The following is a 19,895-nucleotide window of genomic DNA, read 5'->3' on the forward strand; positions in this document are numbered from 1 at the left end:
AATTCCCTAGGCGACATTCTGGGCCTGCCTTTGATCTGAACTGTCCCGGACGCCCGAGGCGAGCATAATGATGGCTTCCTCGCCGAGTTCGTCGGCGGCGAGTTGGCCGGCAATCCTGCCTTCGCGCACAACCAAGACGCGGTCGCACAGGCCGATCAGCTCCGGCAGTTCCGACGAGATGACGACGACGCCGACACCGCTGCCGGCAAGTCGGCGCAGTAGCCGGTGGATTTCGACCTTGGCGCCGACATCGATGCCGCGTGTCGGCTCGTCCATGATGATGACCTTGGGACTGACGGACAGCTGCTTGGCGATGGCGACCTTTTGCTGGTTTCCGCCGCTCAGTGTCGAGACCGCGGCCTCGATGCCGGCCATGCGCACACCGAGCCTGCCGGTCAACTCCCGCGCCTGACGATCCTCCGCCTTGCGGTCGAGCAGGCCGAGTGGCCCGGTCAGCCTGGCGAGGTCGAGCGCCGAGATGTTCGCCGCGATCGGCAGATCGAGGAACACGCCGGAGCCTTTGCGATCCTCCGAGAGATAGACCAGCCCCGCCTTGACCGCATCGCCATAGCCGCGCGGACGCAGCTGCTTTCCATCGAGCGCGACGGTTCCTGACGTCATTGGCCGCAGGCCGCAGATCGTTTGCGCGATCTCGCTGCGGCCGGCGCCGATCAGGCCGCCCATGCCCAGAATTTCACCAGCGCGCAGCTCGAGATCGACATCCGTGAAGCGGCGGCCGTCGGATAGCCCCTTTACGGACAGGATCACCCGCCCTGGCTCTTGCGGTGCCAGCTTGTCGGGATAGAGCTGGGTGATTTCGCGGCCGACCATCTTGCGCACCACGTCGTCGGGCGAAACGGCGGCGATCGGGTCGGTGGCCACGTAGCGGCCATCGCGGAAGACGGTGACGCGGTCGCATAGCGAGAAGATTTCCGCCATGCGGTGGCTGATATAGACCACCGAGATGCCGCGCTCCTTGAGGCCGCGCACGATCGAAAACAGGCGGCGCGCTTCGCTCTCGGTCAGTGCCGCCGTGGGCTCGTCGAGCATCAGCACCTTGCAGTCGAGCGTCAGCGCCTTGGCGATCTCGACCAGCTGCTGGTTGGAAATGGAAAGATCCGCGACCCTGGTGCGCACCGGAATGGGCGCAAGCAGGTCCATGACCTTCTGGGCATCGGCGTGGAGCTTCTGGAAATTCATCAGCGGCGCGCGCCGGACGTTGATCGCCGCCATGTAGATATTTTCGGCGACCGTCGCGTCCTGACAGAGGGCGATCTCCTGATGGACCAGCGCGATACCGAGGCGCTGGGCGGCGGCGGGCGAGTGGATCGAAACACGCTCGCCATCGATCAGTATGTCGCCCTCATCGGGCTGCAGCACACCGGCGATCATATTCATCAACGTCGACTTGCCAGCACCATTCTCGCCGCACAGCGCGTGGATTTCGCCGCGTCGCAGCGTGAACTGTACGTCGCTCAGCGCCTTGACAGGGCCAAACGCCTTGGACAGGCCACGGATTTCAAGAATGGGCGCGTGGGTCACGCCATGCTCCTGCGATGGGCGCTTGAGGGGAGGAAGGAGGCAGAGGCCTCCTTCCGGTTTGGTCCGACCCGCGAGGATCGGAGAGGGAAATCGCGACTATTCCTCGATGCCCTTGGTGCCGCGACGCTTCAGGTATTTATCCCAGTAGAAGTCATCCGCATTGTCCTTGGAGACAATGGAGAAGCCATTGTCGACGAAGGGCACGCTCATCGGGTTGAAGCCCGAGCGTTTGGCGTCGTTCATCGGGTCGATCAGGCCGGGATGCTTGGCCATCCACAACAGCATGAAGCCCATATAGCCCTGCATGCCCTGGTTTGGATTGACCGATCCGAAGATCTCGCCGGCCTTGATCATGTCGAGGATCTTGGCGTTGACGTCGGCGAGCATGACGCGGATCTTGCCACCGCCTTCCTTGGCGGCCTGGGCGGCGCCGATGGCCGAATTGGCTTCCGGCATGAACACGGCACCGAGATCAGGATGCGCCTGGGCCAGGCTCAGAACGGCCTGATAGGCCTTGGTCGGATCCTGGTTGGAAGCGGCGCGGCCGACGAGCTTCATCTCGGGCCATTTGGCTTCCATGCGGGCGACAAAGGCGTTGACGCGCTTGTCGTGATTGTCCTGGCCAGGGTTCTCCAGCACGGCATATTCGCCCTTGCCGTCCATCGCCTTGGCAACGGCGTCGGCGGCATAGGTGCCCTCGGCATTGTTGTCGGAGGTGATGTAGGAGACCCGCTTGGAATTCGGCGAGTCGGCGGCGAAGGTCACCACGGCGGTGCCCTGCTCGATGGCGCGGTTGATCGGTTCGATGAACGGATCGGAGTTCATCGGATGCACCAATATGCCGGCGGGCTTCTGTGCCAGCGCCTGGTCGAAGCTGGCGATCTGCTTGTTGACGTCATATTCGGGCGTGCCGGTATAGGCGGTCTCGCAGCCGAACTGCTGGCCGGCCTGCTTGAACATTTCATAGACCGGGAACCAATATTCGACACCCGAAACCATGACGTTCATGACGTATTTTTCACCCGGCTCGCATTTGAACGGGTTGGCGGTTTCGGCGCGTGCCAGCATCGGCCCAAAGCAGGTCGATGCAGCCGCCGCGATTGCGAGCGTGCTCAGAAATTTGCGCAAGTTTCCTCCCTTGGCCGAAGCCATCCTCAATGACCGTCGCAGGCGCCTTGCGAGCGCTGCCGTATGGATTTGATGAAGCCGGCCTTCCTCCGAAAGCCGACGATCGGGACATTACAGCCCCGGCGCGTAGTGTCAATATAATTCAAATAGTGAAATATATTTCATACGCTGGGCAGCAGGTGCTCAAGGATGAGGTCGTCAACAAGCCAAGGAAGAGGCTGGTGCTCGGCATGGGCCTGCTCATGCGCAAACCGCGTGACCTTTCGGCAGGCAGGAGCAGGTAGGCCGACTCGGGTCGAGTTCATCCGGCCAGGATGAGCTGGCGAAGCCAGTCGCCCGCGATTGTCCCGCGCAGCCCCAAATCTCGGACGCTATCCATATGATTGCGCCCCCCGACGATGCCCCTCGAGGCTGTCAGACCCTGCTCCGTCAGGCGATCGGCAAACAATCTGGCCTGCAGGTGAAACGGTTCCGTTTCCCGTTCGCCGACCAATACCGCTACTTTTGTTTGCGACGAGTGGAGCTTGCTCATCGGCGAAAATGCCTCAACTTCCGTGTCGGTGAGACCTATCAAAGGCTCGAGGAAGGAATGCTGAAGGGGCTTCAGATCATACAGCCCGCCGAGCAGAAGTGCCGCCGAGGGCGGATATGGCGAACCCTCGTTGAACAAAAAAGTCGCCAGATGCGCCCCGGCGGAATGGCCGCTGACGCTTAGCCGACCGGGATCGCCGCCATGGCTGGCGATATTATCCCGCACCCATTGCCTCGCGCGCCGGATCTGGTCGACGATTGCCGCCATCCTGACGGCAGGCATCAGCGCATAGTCGATCACGACCGCGATTGCCCCGGCGCCCGTTACCGTTTCGGCAACGTAGGAATAATCGCTTCTGGTGAACATGCGCCAATAGCCGCCATGGATGAAGACGTGCACCGGGAGGTCCTGACGCGGTCCCTGCGGAAAGAACAGGTCGAGGCGTTCGGCCTCGTGCGGCCCATAGGCGACATCCGCCAGCATGGGCAACGAAGTCCGCGTCGTAGTGCTGCGGGCAACGATATCGGCCACGATGTCATCGAAATCGGCAACGTGGTCGCGGGTGCGAAAAGGATCTTTCGACATGGAGTCCACTCAGAAGGTTACAGCGATGTATTTGGCCTCCATGAATTCGGCAATGCCGTGGTGCTGGCCCCCTTCCCGCCCGAGGCCACTCTGCTTGACTCCGCCAAAGGGCGCGGCGGGATCCGACATCAATCCGCGGTTGAGGCCGATCATGCCGGCCTCGATCTCCGAGGCCACCCTCATGCCGCGCGCCACATCGCGCGTGTAGAGATAGGCGGCGAGACCGTATTCGGTGTTGTTGGCATGGAGGATGGCCTGCGCCTCGCTCTCGAAGCGGGTGATGGGCGCCACCGGGCCGAAGATTTCCTCATGCGCCATGTCGGCATCCGGCGAGACTTCGGACAGGACCGTCGGAGGATAGAAAAAGCCATCTTCTTCAAGCACCGAGCCGCCGCAGAGTACCTTGGCCCCCCGGTTGATCGCGTCCCTGACCAGCCGGTCGATCTTGTCGACCGCCTTCTTGGTGATCATAGGCCCACATTCGGTGTCCGCCTTGATGCCGGCGCCGATCTTGAGCGCGGCCATGCGCCGGGACAGGCCGTCGGCGAACGCATCGTGGATGCCCGACTGGACGTAGATGCGGTTGGCGGCCGTACAGGCTTCGCCGGCATTGCGCATCTTGGCGATCATGGCGCCGTCGAGGGCCGCATCGAGATCGGCATCGTCGAAGACGATGAAGGGTGCATTGCCGCCAAGCTCCATGGAACAGGAAATCACATGTTTGGCGGCTTCGGCGAGCAAGGCGCGGCCGACGCTGGTCGAACCGGTGAAGGAGAGCTTCCTGACGCGCGGATCGGCCAGCATGGCCGACGTCAGGGGCCCAGGTGCCGACGTTGTCAGCACGTTGACGACACCGTCTGGCACGCCGGCTTCGCTGTAGAGCGCGGCGAGTGCGTAGGCGGTCAGCGGGGTCTCGCTTGCCGGCTTCAGAATGACCGTGCAGCCCGCCGCGAGGGCCGGCGCGATCTTGCGTGTCGCCATCGCGGCTGGGAAATTCCAAGGCGTGATGAGGACGCAGATGCCGATCGGCTGGTAGTCGACCACGATCCGGTTGGTACCGGATGGAGCGGTGCCAAACTCGCCAGTGATGCGAACGGCTTCCTCCGCGTTCCAGCGAAAGAATTCGGCCGCGTAAGCCACCTCGCCGCGCGCGTCGCGCAGGGCCTTGCCGTTCTCCAGCGAAATCAGCATGGCAAGCGTCTCCGACCGCTCGACCATCAGTTCGAAACAGCGCCTCAGAATCTCGGAGCGCCTGCGTGGCGCGGTCTCACGCCACGCCTTGGCGGCTTTGGCCGCGGCCTCGACCGCGGCGGCGGCATCCTCCAGGGTCGCATCGGGGACCGCCGCGATCACCGCACCGGAGGATGGATCGGTAACCTCGATGAGCCCGCCGTCGGAAGACGGCAGCCATTGTCCGCCAATGTAGAGCCGGTGCGAGAAACCCCGCACATCGTAGGGATCCTGATCGAGATGGAAGGCATTGTAGGGAAGGTTCATCGTCTTGTTCCTGACGTTCACATGGCGCAAGCGGTGAGATCGCCGTCATAGGCAGCCTGCACAAGGCGGCGCATGGCGGCGAGGTCGAATGGGCGCGGGTTGTTCTTGATCAGGCGATCGATGCCGAGCGCCTGCTCGGCGGTCCAGTCGAGCCTGTCGGCCGGAAGTCCCAGCCCGGCCAACGTCGGGGTTATCCCGATCGCCGCAAACAAGCGCCTGATCTCCTCGATGGTCGCGCGCGCCATTTCGTCGGCACCGCGGCCGTTCGGCTCAAGGCCAAGGGCAATCCCTATCTCGGCGATTTCCGCCGCGGCCACACGGCTGTTATAGCTCATCACATAAGGCATCATTGTCGCCACCCCCAGCCCGTGCGGCGTGTGTGTCAGCGCGCCGGCCGGGTATTGCACCGCATGCGCCGCCGCCGTGCCGGCGGTGCCGAACGCGCAACCCGCGGCCAGCGCTCCCATCATCACGTCGGCGCGCGCCTCGGCGTCGCCGCCGTCGGTGCACGCCTTCTCCAGACTACGGCCGAGAAGTTTGACGGCCAGCAGCGCGAAATGATCGGTCAACGGTGTCTTGCCGATGAAAACGTGGCGCTGCGGCAGGCTGAAGTCCCCGTCCCGGCGCATGGCCGTGAAGGCCTCGATCGCATGGGTGAGCGCGTCGGCACCGGCGATCGCGGTCAGGCCCGGCGGACAGCTCATCGTCAGTTCGGGGTCGCAGATGGCAATTGCGGCAATGAGATGGGGGCTCGATATGCCGACTTTGAGCGTCCGGTCCGGATCGGATATCACCGCGACGGGCGTCACCTCCGATCCTGTACCGGCCGTGGTCGGCACGGCAATCAGCGGCAGCGTCGGTCCCGGGACTTTGAACTCGCCGTAATAATCCTTCAGCTCGCCACCGTGGCTGATCAGCAAGGCGGCGCATTTGGCGAAATCGAGACAGCTGCCGCCACCGATGCCGATCACCAGGTCGGGCTCGAAGCCTTTCGCTTCCTCGACGCCGGCCGCCACCGAGTCGCGCGGCACGTCCGGGAGGACGCCGTCGTGAACCAGCACGTCGATGGACGCGGCCTGCAGCGATTCCATGATTTCAGCGAACACGGGCGTGCCGGCGAAACGCTCGTCGGTGCAGACCAGGGCGCGTCGGCCAAGGCGACCGGCCACGGCCGGCAGTGCATGACGCTGCCCCTTTCCGAACAGAATTTCGCGGGGGAGCCGGAGGGCTGTGAGAAGGCTCATGGCAGGCTGCATCCTTGAGGGTGTCGGAAAACTCGCATTGCAAATCCGCACCGAAGGTCCCGAATTGAGCGGCGCCGATAAAATCGTATAGGATATAGTATTGCATCGGTCAAACCCTCGTGTTAGCAGTCCCCTGTCGAGAGGCGAAAGATGCAACCTGTCAGTTTGAGCAATAATGGTGAGACGCCCACGGGAGCGGGTCGCATCCAGCGCGCGAGCAGCCTTTCAGAGGACGTTTACGAGGCCATCTTCGCGCAGCTGATGTCGCTGAAGATCGCGCCCGGTTCACGCATCACCGTCGACAACCTGGTCAAGGAATTCGACGTTTCCCATACGCCGATCCGCGAGGCGCTTGGGCGTCTCGAAGGCGAAGGCCTGGTTCTGAAGACGCATCTGATTGGATACCGCGCCGCACCGCAGATCACCCGGCGCCGTTTCGACGAATTGTACGAAATGCGACTCCTGCTCGAACCGCACGGCGCGGCGAAGGCCGCCGCGGCGATGGATGAGGCCAAACTCGGCACACTGCTCGAGGCGGCAGGCGTGATGTCGCGCCGCGAAGGCAAGGACGAGCGCCTGCGCTATTCAAACTTCGCCCGCCAGGACGCGATTTTCCACGACAAGATCATGGAATACGCCGAAAACGAACTCATTCGCGAGACGCTGGGTTATCAACACACCCACTTCCACATATTCCGCCTGATGTACCACTCCCGCGTGACCGAGGAGGCGCTGGACGAGCATGAGGCGATCCTGGCCGCGTTCGGCTCGGCCGATCCCGATGCCGCCGCGAAAGCCATGCGCGCCCACATCGAGCACTCGCGCGATCGCCTGCTGCCGGCCTTCGATTGAGGCGAAACCGATGTCCGCGCCGCTGACCACCAAACACAGCACCGAGGAATACCACGTCCCCAACTCTCCATTCCGAGGACGGACAAAGCCAATGCGGGGCGCAGCATGGGTTCGCCCCGCCCTTTTCACACGACGGAGGAACCGACTATGTCAGGCAAGAAAATATTGATGCTCACCGGCGAGTTCACCGAGGAGTACGAGATCTTCGTCTACCAGCAGGCTATGGAAGCCGTCGGCCACACCGTCCACGTGGTCTGCCCGGACAAGAAGGCGGGAGACCTCATCAAGACCTCCCTGCACGACTTCGAGGGCGACCAGACCTACACCGAAAAGCTCGGCCATTTTCAGGTGATCAACAAGACGTTCGCGGAGGCGGAAAAGCAGCTCGATCAATACCACGCCGTCTATTGCGCCGGCGGTCGCGGCCCGGAATACATCCGCACCGACAAGCGGGTGCAAGCCATGGTGCGCCACTTCCACGATACCCAGAAGCCGATTTTCACGATCTGCCATGGGGTTCAGATTCTGATTGCCGTGGACGGCGTCGTGCGCGGCAAGAAGGTCGGCGCGCTCGCTGCTTGCGAACCCGAAGTGACGCTGGCCGGAGGCACTTATGTCGACCTCTCGCCGACGGAGGCCTATGTCGATGGAACGATGGTGTCGGCCAAGGGCTGGACAGCCCTCGCCGCCTTCATACGCGAGTGCCTGAAGGTTCTGGGGACCGAGATCCGGCATAGCTGACACATTTGCCGAGCGGCGCATTCTTGGATGCGCCGGTCGCTTTCCACTTCGACGCGACCGGGGTCTACCGCCAAGACGCGGTCGAAGTCAGTGGTCCGTCGCCGTCGGTAGTGTGGCCCTCGCGCCGGTTGCGATAAGGCCCGAAAGGCCGCCGCCGCCGGGCCGTTGAACGCGTGGAAAGCTGGCGCCCTATGCGATTGTCCGAACGACACCACCGTCGACACGCAAGGAAGTGCCGGTTGTCCCGGATGCCTGCTCCGAGCAGACATAGACGACCAAGTTCGCGACTTCCTCAGTCGTCGCAAAGCGATTGAGGAGCGATGTCGGGCGCAACGTCTTCAAGAATTGCTGCTCGGCTTCCTGTTGCGTAATGCCTTGCTCTTTCGCGGCCGCCTTCATCCAACCACTCATGATTTCCGAATTCGTCGGACCAGGGAGAACCGAATTGACGGTGACGCCCGTCCCGCCGACCTCCTCGGCCAAGCCCCTCGCAATGGCGAGTTGGGCGGTTTTGGTCATGGCGTAGTCGATCATGTCCTTGGGGATTGCGAGCGCGGACTCGCTGCTGATGAAGACAACACGCCCCCAGCCGCGCTTCGTCATGTTCGGCACATAGTGACGGGCGGCGCGAATGCCGCTCATGACGTTCAGCTCGAAAAGATCGATCCACTCGCCGTCGCCAATTTCGAAGAACGACTTCGGGCGCCCCGTGCCCACATTGTTGACGAGAATGTCCGCGTCCGGCGCCCGCGCGAACAACTCCGCCGCGCCTTCCGGGGTAGCAAGATCGGCGGTAACGCCGGTGAACTCACCCTTTGGGAAAAGCTTGCGCAACTCACCAAGCGTTGCGGCGACCCTGTCCTCGCGGCGGCCGTTGATCACGACCGCGGCACCGGCGCGCGCCAGCCCTTCCGCAATGGCTCGGCCGATACCTGCCGTGGACCCGGTAACGACCGCCGCGCGGCCAGTAGGTTCGATATTCATGACACCCTTCCTTTGGTTGCGGAGAAACCTGTATGTGGGTGATGTTCGAACCGGAGATAATGGCCTAAATTGCCATAACATTAATTCCCAGGACGAATGGAATGGACCGGTTCAACGAACTGAGCGCCTTCATAGCCGTGGTTGAAGCAGGCGGTTTTTCCGCCGCGGCCCGCATAACCGGGGACTCACAGTCCGCCGTCAGCAAAGCCATCGCTGCGTTGGAAAAGCGCCTGGGCGTGAGGCTGTTCAACAGGAGCACACGCCGGGTGACCCTTACGGATCAAGGGCGGAGATACTATGATCGGACAAAGCCGCTTGTTGACGAGATGCAGGACGCCGATAGCGAACTGACCAGTAGCGCGTTGGGTGTTTCGGGTCTAATCAGAATCGCCGTATCTGGCACTTTTGGCCGTCTTCATGTTTTGCCGCTCATCCCCGACCTGTTGTCACTCAACCCCGGCCTTCAGGTGGATCTCGTTCTCTCGGACATCGTGCGAGATATGGTGGAAGATCGGATCGACCTGGCGATACGACTTGGACCTGTCACCGAACCCGACGCGGTTGTCAGGCGCGTGGCGATCACTCCCCTCGTCTGCGTCGGATCCCGCCGCTATTTCGAGCGCCATGGAACCCCAAAGACTCCGGCGGAGCTCGTTGAGCACAATTGCCTTTTGTATGGCGGCCTGACGGAGGCGGCGAATTGGCCGTTCGTGGGACAAGAAGGTCGATTCAGCGTGCCGGTTCGGGGGAACCTGTGGTCTAACAGTGTCGAAACCATCCGGGCCGCTGTTCTGGCCGGCGTTGGAATTGGCCTGTTCGCCAAGGTTTCTCTTGCTGATGAACTCAGCCATCCCGACGTCATTACCATCCTCGAGGGATTTATGGGCGATGTCAGGGATATAAGTCTCGTCTGGCCGAAACGCCGTTTCGTTCCGGCCCGCGTCCGCCAAGTGACCGATTTCTTCGCGGAGGCCATTCCCCGGCGAACGTAGCAGAATGTTCAGCGATGGTTCGAAGTGTCTCCCGGGATCGATAACGCGCGTCGAGAGCGGCGCCACGCGACACCGCGATGACGATGCCCGAAGGTCAAGCACGGCTATCGCTCGAAGAGTGGGTTCAGTCGAAGAAGCCCGCGTCCTCCGCCGCGAGATACTTCCTGGCCGCTTCGGCATCGATATCGAGGCCCAGCCCTGGCGCTTCCAGCAGGTCCACCATGCTGTCCGTGACGATCCGTGGCGGCAAACCGATCACCAGTTCCTCCCACCAGGGGTCGGAAGCACTGGGATATTCGAACGCCACGTAGTTGGCGGGCAAGGTCGCGCAGACATTGATCAGCGCGCCGAGGCCCAGCAGGCCGTTCGCGGTGCCGTGCGGCGCCATCAGGATCGAATGCATATAGGCGTGCTCGGCGACCCATTTGAGCTCGGCGATACCGCCGATGTCGGCAGGATCGGGGCCGATGACGCGCACCGCCTGCGTCTCGATCAGTTCCTTGAAATTGTGCCGGAGGTAGATCTGCTCGCCGGTATGAATCGGCGTCGAGGTCGAGGTGGTCAGTTCCCGGTAGGCCTGCGGATTGACCCACGGCACATAGTCGCCGGTCAGCATGTCCTCGAGCCACATCAAATTGTACTTCTCGACCGCGCGGGCGAACTTGATCGCGTCGGGCAGCATCCAGCCGGGGCCGCAGTCGAGGGCCAGGCTGACTTTATCGCCCAGTACTTCCTTCATCGCGATCACGCAGTCGAGCATGTGGTTGAAACCGCGCTCGCTGATCATGCCCTGATCCATGGCGCCGTGGTAGCCGGCCTTCTTTTGCGTCACGCCGTAATGGAAGTCCTCGATGGTGTCCTTCATGTTGGAATGGAACGAGATCCCCTGCTTGACCATGAAGAAGTTCTGCGGCTGCTCCATCATCCATTTGACGTCGGCGGCGTAGTCCTCCGGCCGGTCGCCGGTGCGTTTCTGGCGGATCGAGCCGTTATAGACGCGCACCTTGTCGCGCACCTTGCCGCCGAGCAGTTTGTATACCGGCACGCCCGCGGCCTTGCCGGCAATGTCCCAAAGCGCATGCTCGATTGCACTGACCGCCGCGCCATACGGCTTGAACGAGCCGCGCTGGCGGATCTTCAGCATCACCCGCTCGACGTCGGTCGGGTCCTCGCCGATCAGCGCCTCGCGGAAATGCAGCACCCAGGGCTTGAGATAGGTCTTGGTGAACTCGACTTCTCCCAGGCCGTAGAGGCCCTCGTCGGTTACGACGCGAACGATGGGATGCTTGCCGATGACGGCACAGCGAAGGTCGGTGATCTTCATCGCGCAGTCCTATTTCACGGACGAGAAAGCTGTCGGCGTGAGCAGCTGGCTGCTGATATTGGCAACGATCTGCCCGTCGCGCTCGGACTCGTCCCGGGCCTTGTGCCATGTCGGATCGGTGACGAAAGCCGTCCATTTCGCCTCACGCTCGGCCAGCGATTCCCAGGCCAGGAAATAGGTGAGGCGATTGCTGTTTTCGCCGATCGCCGTGGTGAAAAACCCGGCTTGGCGGATGCCATGCCTCTCCCAGATGGCCAGCGTTTGCTCGGAAAAGCGCTTGAGCAAAGCCGGCAGCCTGCCCGGCAGGCAGTCGTAGATACGCAGTTCGTAGATCATGGTTTCGTCCGTTTCTTTCTTCGCCTCTCCCTTCGGAGAGGTCGACACGAATGGTCGGTCGTTGGCCCTGTTAGCCTGGGGAATGAGGGCAGAGGTCTGGGCTAACTCCAGGTCCGGTCCCAGCTATATTCATTGTCCCAATGCTCGGTGGATTGCCATATCCCCGTGACACCAGGCTGCAGATGCTGGCTGATCACCTCGTCGATCACATCGTCTATGCCCAGCCCCGGCTTGTCGGGCACGGTGATGAAGCCGTCCTTGACGAGCGGCTTGGGAAGGCCGGTGACGATATCGTCCCACCAGTCGACATCGGCGGAGTGGTATTCGAGCGCCAAGAAGTTCTCGGTCGCGGTGGCGACGTGCGCGGCGGCCATCGCGGCGATCGGACTTTCGGCCATATGGATCGCCATGGCGACACCGTGATCCTGCGCCGTATCGCCGATCTTCTTGGTCTCGAAAATGCCCCCGCTGGTGAGCAGGTCCGGGTGGATGACCGAGAGGCCGCCGCTCTTGAGCAGCGGCTCGAAGCCTTCCTTGAGGTAGATGTCCTCGCCGGTGCAGATCGGCACCGTGGTAGCCTGCTGCAATTGCCGGTACTGCTCGGTGTATTGCCAGGGGATCACGTCCTCCAGCCAGGCCGGAACGTATTTCTCGATACGGCGCGACAGGCGTATGCCATCCTGCAGCGAAATGTGGCCGACATGGTCGATGGCGAGCGGGACCTCGTATCCGATCACCTCGCGAACCTCGTGGATGTACTGCTCCAGCAGATCGATCCCCTTTTCGGTGAAATGCAGGCCCGTGAACGGGTGCTGCACGTTCTGCGCATCGTAGGCGAGATTGCGGGCCTTGCGTTCCTCGAGCGTGCCGCCACGGCCGCGCGGATTGGCATGGAACCCTTCGAGCGCGCCGGTCGGCGCGGCCACGGCGCCCGGGACATGGGCGATCTGCATCAAGCCCAGGTCCATCTTGAGGAAGGTGAAACCCCGGTCCATGCGCTGCTTGAGGCGCTTGCCGGTTTCGGTGCCGCTCGGTTTCTCGGCGTCGGTATCGCAATAGACCCGCACCTTGTCGCGGAACCGTCCTCCAAGCATCTGGTAGATGGGGACGCCATAGGCCTTGCCGGCGAGATCCCAGAGGGCGATCTCGACCGCCGAGACGCCGCCGCCTTGCCGGCCATGCCCGCCGAACTGCTTGATCCGGCGAAACAGGCGGTCGATGTCGCAAGGGTTCTCGCCAAGCAGCCGGCTCTTCAGCATCAGCGCGTAGGTGGCGCTGGCGCCATCACGCACCTCGCCAAGTCCGACGATACCCTGGTTGGTGTAGATCTTGAGCAGCGCCGAGGTGAACGGCGCGCCGACGATTTCGGCGACCCGCATGTCGGTGATGCGAAGCTCGGACGGCTTCGAATTGGTGCTGACCCGGTTGAGGGCCTCGTCGGCTCCATCCGTCTTTGGCATGATTGATCCTCGTTCTGGTCGGCGGACCTGTCGCCCGCATATTGCCGATGATGCTGCTAGCCCAGTTCGATCTCATGGGCTTGCAGATAATCGCGGTTCATCTCGATGCCGAGACCCGGCCTCGACGACAGCTTCAGGCTGCCGTTCGAAACGTCGAGCGGCCTGTCGATAAGATGATCGTACTTGCCCAAATTCCACTCCGACGTTTCGAGCTTGTAGAAGTTGGGAACGGTCATCATCACCTGTGCTCCCGCAACCACGTTTATCGGTCCCGCGGCATCATGGGGTGAGACCGGGATGTAGTAAGCTTCGCACAGAGCGGAAATCTTCTTGAGTTCGGTAATGCCGCCGGTCCAGGTGACGTCGGGCATGATGTAGTCGGCGAGCTTGTTCTCGAGGACCGGCACGAAATCCCACTTCGTGTGGCCGCGCTCGCCCCACGAGATAGCGGCACTGACCTTCTCGCGCACTTGCTTGAGGGCGTTGAGGCTCTCTGGTGGGCAGGGCTCCTCCAACCAGTCGATCTGGCCGGCGTCCTCGAGGCTGCGACAGAGCCGAATGGCTGTGGGCACGTCGAAACGGCCATGCGCGTCGATGAGGATGTCGACATCGGGGCCCGCCGTTTCGCGGATCAGAGCCGTGAGTTCGGCCGCCTCGCGCTCGTCCTTGCGGGTCATGCCGCCATCGAGATAGCCGTCCCGCTGTTCACGCGACACGCCGTCGGCGCCGCGACCCTGGTGGGGAAAAGGATCGAACTTGAGCGCGGTGTGTCCGGACTCGACGATGTCCAGGATTTCGCGCACCACAGCCTCCTTGCTGGTGAATTTGGCCTGGTTGGGGTGGGTATAGAGCGCGATTTCATCGCGGACCGGCCCGCCCAACAGCTCGTGGATCGGCTTGCCGAGGACTTTGCCCCTGATGTCCCAGAGGGCTATGTCGATCGCGCTCACGCATTCGACCGCGGCGCCACGGCTGCCCATATAGGTGAAGCCGCGGAAGATCTTGTGCCAGAGGTATTCGATACGCGCCGGATCCTCGCCTGTCACCGCGGCTCCGATCTGCCGAAGGATCGTGCAGAGGGCGCGGTTGGCGAGCTTGGTGGTCGTGGTGATCTCCCCCCAGCCGCTCACGCCTTCGTCGGTCGTCACCTCGACGAACAGGAATTCCCCCCAGTACGAAGCACCGGACTTGATCAGCCACGGCCGAACGCTCGTGATTTTCATCTCAACTCCTTTGTCTGGAATGGGCGGGCCATTCTGACTGGGCCCGTCCTATCCGGCCCGAGCGGCGTTGCGCGCACGCATCTGTTCGAGAACATGCCGGCCGGAACCCTCGACATGGCGGGCAATGAGTTCGGCCGCCTTGTCCGCCTCCCCCGCCTTGATGAGCGCAATGAGCTCGCGGTGCTCGCGGATGATCGCGGCACGCCGCGCCAGCGTGAAATTGAAACGCCGGCTCACTGCCCGCAGCACTTCGCGATGCTTCCACCAGAGCTCGGCGGCATGGCGGTTATAATGCCGCTGGTACATCACGGTGTGAAAAGCGGTATCCAGCTCGCTGTGCCTGAGCGTGTCGGCGAAATTGTTCTCTTCAATCAGGCCCTGGATACGTTCCAGTTCGGCGATGTCCTCGCCGGTAGCCATACCCACGAACCATCGCGTCAGAGCCGGCTCGATCAGAACGCCGATCTCGTAGATATCGCGGACGAAATCCTGATCGATGGGTCTCACGCGCGCGCCGCGGTTGGGCGAGAAGATGACGAACCCCTCGCCCCGCAACAGCTGGAGGGCCTCGCGCACGGGGTTGGTCGAAGTGCCGTGGCGGCGGGCGAGATCGGTGACGACAAGCCGTTCATTGGCGGCGAGCCGTCCCTCGATGATGTCTTCCCTTATCAGTTCGTAAAGCGAGGCGCCCTCGCTCGAGGCTCCGATAGCGTCGATCCCCGGAGGTGGCTTTGCCTTGAAATCGTCTGTTTCGGCCAAGGCCGGGCTCCCCAAATTGATACACAGTCTGCCCGATATCACGCATGGTTTCCATAAACAATGTACGATCTGATGCGTTGACAGGCAATCCATGTTCTGAAAACGTACTAAATGATCGGGAGGATACACCATGCTGAAAGAACCGTCCTCGCGATCGCGGGGCGGAGAACCAGGGAGGATACCTAATGACGAGGATCATGCTCGGCAGTGCGGTCCTGCGCGGCACTGTCGTCGGTCTCTTGACGGCATCGCTTATGTCCACATCCGCGCTGGGTGCGCCACCGGTCGACCTGAGCAAGTGGTCGCCCGAATATGTGCGCTCCATCGCCGGAACTCAGGATTTCGATACGGCCGGCGATTGCGCCAAGGTCACCCCGCTGGATTACAAGGGGCGACTGACCTTCTGGTATCAGGGCGTGTTCGAGGGCGACCCCGACCTCCTGCGCCAGTACTACAAGGATTTCTTCGAGACTTTCCGCAAGACCTATCCGAACATCCAGCTCGAGGAACAGGCCCTCACCTATAACGACCTTCTCGACAAATTCCGCACGGCACTCCTGGGCAATGCCGCGCCGATGGCGGTGCGTCTGCAAATCCTGGGCGGTACCGAATTCGCCTCGAAGGGCTATCTGCAGCCGCTCAAGCCGGAGGATGTTGGCTATTCGACCGAGGATTTCTGGCCCGGCGCCATGAAGGCCGTGACCTGGGATGGGGTGACCTACGGCGTACCGACGAACAACGAGACGATGGCGTTCATCTGGAATGCCGACATCTTCAAGCGTGCGGGTCTCGATCCGGACAAGCCTCCGGCAACCTGGGACGATGTCGTCAAATATTCCAAGCAGATCCACGACAAGCTCGGCATTGCCGGTTACGGTCTCGTGGCTCGCAAGAATGCCGGCAACACGCCCTATCGCTTCATGCCGCAGCTGTGGGCCTATGGCGGCGGCGTCTTCGACGAAGCCACGGCGAATCCGACTTACAAGGAGGTGGAGCTCGACAGCCCGCAAAGCAAGGCGGCGCTGCAAGCCTCCTACGACATGTATGTCCGCGACAAGTCGGTCCCGGTGTCGGCACTTACCAACCAGCAGGCCGACAACCAGCCTCTGTTCGTCGCCGGCCAGTTGGGCATGATGGTCTCGCACCCGTCCGACTACAACGTCATGCTCGACCTGCAGGCGAAGGCGACCGGCACCGACAAGGAAAAGGCGCAGACCGTCATCGACAATATGCGCTACGGCCTGATCCCGACTGGCCCCGACGGCAAGCGCGCCGTCGTGTTCGGCGGCTCGAACATTCACATCCTGAAGCCAGAATATGTCGAGGGCGGCAAAGTGGACGAGCCGGCCGCGAAGGCGATGATCTGCATGTGGGCGAGCCCGGAATGGTCGCTGAAGATGGCCTATGCCGGCTCGAACCCGGGCAACCTCAACGGCTTCAAGACCAAATGGATGAAGGAACGTCTGGAGCATATCAAGTTCCTCGACGTCACGACCTCCATGCTTCCGTACGGCATCCCGTTCCCGGCGCTGCCGGAGTCCCCCGAGATCATGAACATCATCGTCCCGGACATGCTGCAGAATGCCCTGACCGGAGCGATGACGGTCGATCAGGCAGCGGACGACGCGGCCAAGAAGGTGAAAGACCTGATGGGCGGACTCTAGTCCGAACCTGACCTCCGATCTGGCCGGGGGGGCCGAGAGCGCGGCCGGTTCGTTCCGAAGAACAAGGGCACGCCACAGTGACGATCGTGACCGGCAAGACCGAGGCTCGCCGAAAATTACAACCCGTCCGGTCCGGTGCGTTGCGGAATATCTGGGCGCATCGCGCCGACTACGCATACGTGCTCCCGGCGATCGCCGTGATGCTCGTCGTCATCGCCTATCCGATCTACTACACGATCGAGCTGTCGTTCTATAAGACGCCGCCCGGCCTGCAGCTCCGCGACAAGACCTTCATCGGCTTCGACAATTACACCACCATCCTGACCAGCGAGGTGTTCTGGAAAGTCACCTGGAACACTTTGATCTGGACATTCGGGTCCACCTTCATCTCCTTTGTCCTGGGGTTTGCCACGGCGCTGGCGCTGCACCGGGACTTTGTCGGCCGAGGCGTCCTGCGCGCCATCCTGATCATTCCCTGGGTGATCAGCGCGGTCGCCGCCTCCTATATCTGGAAGTGGATCTACCATTCGGATTTCGGCATCATCGGCGCGGTGCTGGTCGGCCTCGGATTGACCGACCGGCCGCCCAATTTCATCGACAACGTCAGCACGGTGCTGCCCTCCCTGATCGTCGTCAACATCTGGCGCGAATTCCCGTTTGCCATGATCATGATGATGGCCGGCCTGCAGACAGTCCCCGAGCAGTTGTTGCGCGCCGCCAAGGTCGACGGGGCCAATGCATGGCAGCGCTTCTGGCACGTCACCTTCCCGCACTTGCGCAACGTCTCGGTGGTCACGATCCTGCTGCTTGCGGTGGCCAACTTCAATTCCTTCATCATCCCCTGGATCATGACCGCGGGCGGGCCGTCGAACGCATCGCATATCTGGATAACCCACATTTACGAGCTTGCCTTCGGCCGGCAGCGCTGGGGCGTGGCGTCGGCCTATTCGGTGCTCCTGTTCCTCATCCTGATGGCGCTGGGCTACTTCTACGTCCGTACACTGAGCGGCAACGAGCGGAAAGAGGGGAGCGCATGAGCACGATCGCCGAGGCCACCGCTCGGGGCCAGACCCGTCGCCGTATGCGCATCGACGGATGGCGGTGGGCGGGGCGGATCTTCCTCTTGTTCATGCTGCTCTACACCGCCGTGCCGATGATCTGGATGCTGATCACCTCGATCAAGTCCGGCTTCGCGGCGACGCAATTCCCGCCGCAATGGTGGCCGGACGAGCCTACGCTTGCCAGCTACCAGAAGCTGCTGGATCCGCAGAACAGCGTCGGCCAGGACTTCCTGCGCTTCTTCTGGAACAGCCTTTTCGTGTCGACCGTCACGACGATCCTTTCCGTGATCGTGGCTGTCCCCGCGGCCTACGCATTTTCGCGCTTCACGTTCCCAGGACGCAACTTCCTGTTCTTCGCCGTGCTGCTGCGCAACATGTTCCCGGCGGTGATCTTTCTCGTACCGCTCTTCATCCTGATGCGCGCGATCGGGCTGGTGAACACGCATGGCTCGCTGATCCTGACTTATCTCACCTTCGGCCTGCCGCTGGCGATCTGGCTGCTCAAGGGCTTCTACGACAACATCCCGGTACAGCTCGAGCAGGCGGCGCGCATCGACGGCGCAACCCGGTTCCAGGCCTTCATCATGATCGTGATGCCGCTTTCGACGCCGGGGATCATCGCCACCGCGATCTATTCCTTCATCGGCGCGTGGAACGAGTACATCTACGCCTACACCTTCCTCTCCAAGAACGAGCAGCTGACGCTCCCCGTCGGCATCCAGCGCTTCTTCTCGGAAAATACGACGGACTTTCCAGGCCTGATGGCGGCGAGCTTCATGATGAGCGTGCCCGTCGTGGTGCTTTTCCTCGTCCTGCAACGATACTTCGTACGCGCCCTGACAGAAGGCGCGGTCAAGCATTAGGGAGTTGCCAATGGCCCACGTGGTCCTCAAAGATCTCGTCAAGACCTACGGCAGCTTCAAGGCCGTCAACGACGTTTCGCTGACGGTCAACGACGGCGAGTTCGTTGCGCTCGTCGGCCCGTCAGGCTGCGGCAAGACAACCACGCTCAATCTCGTCGCGGGGCTGACCTCGATCACATCGGGCGACATCGTCATCGGCGACCGGGTGGTCAACGACCTCGATCCCAAGGACCGCGACATCGCAATGGTGTTCCAGAACTATGCGCTCTATCCGCAAAAGTCGGTTTACATGAACCTGGCGTTCCCGCTGCAGATGCGCAAACTGCCGAGGGACGAGATCGACAAGAAGGTCAAGGAGGCGGCGCGGGTGCTCGACATGACGCACCTGCTCGAGCGCAAGCCGCGCGAACTTTCGGGCGGCCAGCAGCAGCGCGTGGCCCTGGGCCGCGCCCTGGTGCGGGACCCGGCCGTGTTCCTCATGGACGAACCGCTCTCCAACCTCGACGCCAAACTGCGCGTACAGATGCGGTCGGAGATCAAGCGCTTCCACCAGGACCTCAAGGCGACGATCATCTATGTGACGCACGACCAGCTCGAAGCCGTGACGATGGCCGACAAGATGGCGGTGATGAACGGTGGGTTCCTGCAGCAATACGATTCACCGGCGCAGGTCTTTGCCCATCCGGTGAACATGTTCGTCGCCAGCTTCATCGGCAGCCCGGCAATGAGCCTCATTCCGCTGGAGACATCGACGGCAAACGGCGGCGCCGCGTTGACCAGCGCGGAGGGCTGGAGCCTCGGGCTCTCGCCGCGCAACGTCCAGAAGGTCACGAAGGCAGCGACCAAAAAGGTCGTGCTCGGCGCACGCCACTCGACGATCAAGCTGCACAAGAGCGCGGTGCCAGGCAGCATCCCGGCCAAGGTCTACACGGTGGAGCCAACCGGGGACGTCACCTTCGTGCAGGCGTTCCTGTCCGGTGCCATCGTCAATGTCAGCGTGCCGCCGAACATCGCTGTCGCGCCCGACGAGCGGATCTGGCTCGAGTTCGACCAGGAGCGGATGCATCTGTTCGATGGCGAAACCGAAATGGCCCTCGAGGCCGACTGA

General features: G+C 62.3%; 19 protein-coding genes. 8 read left to right on the top strand and 11 right to left on the bottom strand.

The genetic code is table 11. From position 1 onward, the window contains the following. Positions 1–6: 6 nt before the first annotated feature. Both LB569_RS15660 and LB569_RS15665 read right to left on the bottom strand, forming a co-directional pair. Positions 7–1,542 (bottom strand): sugar ABC transporter ATP-binding protein, encoded by a 1,536-nt coding sequence (locus LB569_RS15660; protein ID WP_224693093.1) that lies wholly within the window; start codon positions 1,540–1,542, stop codon positions 7–9. 96 nt (positions 1,543–1,638) lie between these two features. Continuing rightward, positions 1,639–2,670, bottom strand: coding sequence for a substrate-binding domain-containing protein (locus tag LB569_RS15665; RefSeq protein WP_224538638.1), 1,032 nt, complete (start codon positions 2,668–2,670; stop codon positions 1,639–1,641). 29 nt (positions 2,671–2,699) lie between these two features. Here LB569_RS15665 and LB569_RS15670 point away from each other — a divergent pair, with 29 nt between their 5' ends. Continuing rightward, positions 2,700–2,954: a hypothetical protein gene (locus LB569_RS15670; RefSeq protein ID WP_224693094.1), complete on the top strand. Its 255-nt coding sequence runs from the start codon at positions 2,700–2,702 to the stop codon at positions 2,952–2,954. Between the two features lie 17 nt (positions 2,955–2,971). On the opposite strand, the gene LB569_RS15675 is transcribed toward LB569_RS15670, so the two are convergent. Genes LB569_RS15675 through LB569_RS15685 form a run of 3 tightly spaced genes read right to left on the bottom strand, consistent with a single transcriptional unit; the run spans position 2,972 to position 6,528 of the window. Then, complete coding sequence (locus tag LB569_RS15675; RefSeq protein WP_224693095.1) at positions 2,972–3,787, bottom strand: alpha/beta hydrolase; 816 nt, start codon at positions 3,785–3,787, stop codon at positions 2,972–2,974. A 9-nt stretch (positions 3,788–3,796) separates the two neighbouring features. Then, entirely contained in the window at positions 3,797–5,284 is a 1,488-nt protein-coding gene (locus tag LB569_RS15680) for an NAD-dependent succinate-semialdehyde dehydrogenase (protein WP_224693096.1), read from the bottom strand. 17 nt (positions 5,285–5,301) lie between these two features. Continuing rightward, complete coding sequence (locus tag LB569_RS15685) at positions 5,302–6,528, bottom strand: iron-containing alcohol dehydrogenase (RefSeq protein WP_224693137.1); 1,227 nt, start codon at positions 6,526–6,528, stop codon at positions 5,302–5,304. Between the two features lie 150 nt (positions 6,529–6,678). Here LB569_RS15685 and LB569_RS15690 point away from each other — a divergent pair, with 150 nt between their 5' ends. Beyond that, entirely contained in the window at positions 6,679–7,380 is a 702-nt protein-coding gene (locus LB569_RS15690) for a GntR family transcriptional regulator (RefSeq protein WP_224693097.1), read from the top strand. Between the two features lie 147 nt (positions 7,381–7,527). Then, positions 7,528–8,121, top strand: coding sequence for a DJ-1/PfpI family protein (locus LB569_RS15695; protein WP_140705122.1), 594 nt, complete (start codon positions 7,528–7,530; stop codon positions 8,119–8,121). A gap of 189 nt (positions 8,122–8,310) precedes the next feature. On the opposite strand, the gene LB569_RS15700 is transcribed toward LB569_RS15695, so the two are convergent. Beyond that, entirely contained in the window at positions 8,311–9,105 is a 795-nt protein-coding gene (locus LB569_RS15700) for an SDR family NAD(P)-dependent oxidoreductase (RefSeq protein ID WP_224693098.1), read from the bottom strand. A 101-nt stretch (positions 9,106–9,206) separates the two neighbouring features. Here LB569_RS15700 and LB569_RS15705 point away from each other — a divergent pair, with 101 nt between their 5' ends. Then, positions 9,207–10,097: a LysR family transcriptional regulator gene (locus LB569_RS15705; RefSeq protein WP_224693099.1), complete on the top strand. Its 891-nt coding sequence runs from the start codon at positions 9,207–9,209 to the stop codon at positions 10,095–10,097. 124 nt (positions 10,098–10,221) lie between these two features. Here the strand turns inward: LB569_RS15705 and LB569_RS15710 are convergent, their stop codons facing one another. The 5 genes from LB569_RS15710 to LB569_RS15730 form a co-directional block, all read right to left on the bottom strand. After that, on the bottom strand, positions 10,222–11,421 hold the full coding sequence (locus tag LB569_RS15710; protein WP_224693100.1) for a mandelate racemase/muconate lactonizing enzyme family protein: 1,200 nt from the start codon (positions 11,419–11,421) through the stop codon (positions 10,222–10,224). A gap of 9 nt (positions 11,422–11,430) precedes the next feature. Further along, entirely contained in the window at positions 11,431–11,757 is a 327-nt protein-coding gene (locus tag LB569_RS15715; RefSeq protein WP_224693101.1) for an NIPSNAP family protein, read from the bottom strand. 101 nt (positions 11,758–11,858) lie between these two features. Then, the gene (locus tag LB569_RS15720) at positions 11,859–13,217 is read right to left on the bottom strand and encodes a mandelate racemase/muconate lactonizing enzyme family protein (RefSeq protein WP_224693102.1); all 1,359 of its coding nucleotides are present in this window, start codon (positions 13,215–13,217) and stop codon (positions 11,859–11,861) included. 56 nt (positions 13,218–13,273) lie between these two features. After that, positions 13,274–14,440, bottom strand: coding sequence for a mandelate racemase/muconate lactonizing enzyme family protein (locus LB569_RS15725; RefSeq protein WP_224693103.1), 1,167 nt, complete (start codon positions 14,438–14,440; stop codon positions 13,274–13,276). Between the two features lie 48 nt (positions 14,441–14,488). Next, the gene (locus tag LB569_RS15730; RefSeq protein WP_224693104.1) at positions 14,489–15,199 is read right to left on the bottom strand and encodes a GntR family transcriptional regulator; all 711 of its coding nucleotides are present in this window, start codon (positions 15,197–15,199) and stop codon (positions 14,489–14,491) included. Between the two features lie 185 nt (positions 15,200–15,384). Between LB569_RS15730 and LB569_RS15735 the strand changes: the two genes are divergently transcribed. The 4 genes from LB569_RS15735 (at position 15,385) to LB569_RS15750 (ending at position 19,895) form a co-directional block, all read left to right on the top strand. Next, a complete protein-coding gene (locus LB569_RS15735; RefSeq protein WP_224693105.1) occupies positions 15,385–16,863 on the top strand; it encodes an ABC transporter substrate-binding protein in 1,479 nt (492 codons plus the stop codon). Between the two features lie 77 nt (positions 16,864–16,940). Then, positions 16,941–17,900, top strand: a complete 960-nt coding sequence (locus tag LB569_RS15740; protein WP_224693106.1) for a carbohydrate ABC transporter permease — start codon at positions 16,941–16,943, stop codon at positions 17,898–17,900. Next, complete coding sequence (locus LB569_RS15745) at positions 17,897–18,787, top strand: carbohydrate ABC transporter permease (protein WP_140705102.1); 891 nt, start codon at positions 17,897–17,899, stop codon at positions 18,785–18,787. Before LB569_RS15740 ends, LB569_RS15745 begins: the two co-directional genes overlap by 4 nt. Positions 18,788–18,797: 10 nt before the next feature. Then, entirely contained in the window at positions 18,798–19,895 is a 1,098-nt protein-coding gene (locus LB569_RS15750) for an ABC transporter ATP-binding protein (RefSeq protein WP_224693107.1), read from the top strand.

It is taken from the genome of Mesorhizobium sp. BH1-1-4 (assembly GCF_020165665.1).
Lineage (GTDB): Bacteria > Pseudomonadota > Alphaproteobacteria > Rhizobiales > Rhizobiaceae > Mesorhizobium.